Source organism: Granulicella rosea (assembly GCF_900188085.1).
GTDB classification, from domain to species: Bacteria; Acidobacteriota; Terriglobia; order Terriglobales; family Acidobacteriaceae; genus Edaphobacter; species Edaphobacter rosea.
In genome coordinates this window covers 1-1,193 of sequence record NZ_FZOU01000023.1, presented here as the reverse complement: position 1 = coordinate 1,193, position 1,193 = coordinate 1, and the positions used below count along the sequence as shown (strand labels likewise).

At 63.0% G+C, this 1,193-nt stretch carries 1 protein-coding gene; it reads left to right on the top strand.

The window, feature by feature from the left end:
- Positions 1–6 precede the first annotated feature (6 nt).
- Positions 7–1,193: elongation factor Tu (gene tuf / locus CHB87_RS21700; RefSeq protein WP_089410554.1), on the top strand; the 1,187-nt coding region annotated here is incomplete at its 3' end.

Genomic DNA, 1,193 nt, shown 5'->3' with positions numbered 1-1,193 from the left:
AGCAACATGGGCAAGGAAAAGTTTGACCGGTCTAAGCCGCACGTAAACATCGGAACCGTTGGTCACATCGACCATGGCAAGACGACGCTGACGGCTGCGATCACGAAGGTATTGTCGAAGCACAACCCGAACAACACCTTCCGTTCGTTCGACACGATCGACAACGCTCCGGAAGAGCGTGAGCGCGGTATCACGATCGCGACCTCGCACGTCGAGTATGAGACGCCGAACCGTCACTACGCGCACGTCGACTGCCCGGGCCACGCCGACTACATCAAGAACATGATCACCGGCGCGGCGCAGATGGATGGCGCGATCCTGGTGGTCGCGGCGACCGACGGTCCGATGCCCCAGACCAAGGAGCACGTGCTGCTCGCGCGTCAGGTCGGCGTTCCGTACATCGTCGTGTTCCTGAACAAGTGCGATGCGGTCGAGGACGAGGAGCTGATCGAGCTGGTCGAGATGGAGGTTCGTGAGCTTCTTTCGAAGTACGACTACCCCGGCGACGACACCCCGATCATCCGCGGCTCGGCACTCGGCGCGCTGAACGGCGAAGCCCAGTGGGAGGCCAAGATCGACGAGCTGATGGACGCTGTGGACAAGTACATTCCGCAGCCGGAGCGCGCGGTGAACCTGCCGTTCCTGATGCCGATCGAAGACATCTTCTCGATCTCGGGCCGCGGCACGGTGGTCACGGGCCGTATCGAGCGCGGCAAGGTCAAGGTGGGCGAGGCTTGCGAGATCGTCGGCTTTGGCGACACGCAGGCGACGGTCTGCACCGGCGTCGAGATGTTCAAGAAGCAGCTCGATGAGGGTCTGGCGGGCGACAACGCGGGTCTACTGCTGCGCGGCGTGGCGAAGGAAGCGGTACAGCGCGGCATGGTTCTGGCCAAGCCGGGTTCGATCAAGCCGCACACCGAGTTCAAGGGCGAGGTTTACGTTCTGAGCAAGGAAGAGGGCGGCCGTCACACGCCGTTCTTCAACGGCTACCGCCCGCAGTTCTACTTCCGCACCACGGACGTGACGGGTTCGGCGAAGCTGCCGACCGGCACCGAGATGTGCATGCCGGGCGACAACATCCAGCTCGAGATCACGCTGCACACGCCGGTCGCGATGGAGAAGGGTCTGCGCTTCGCCATCCGTGAGGGTGGACGTACCGTCGGCGCGGGCACGATCTCCGAGATCATCAAGTA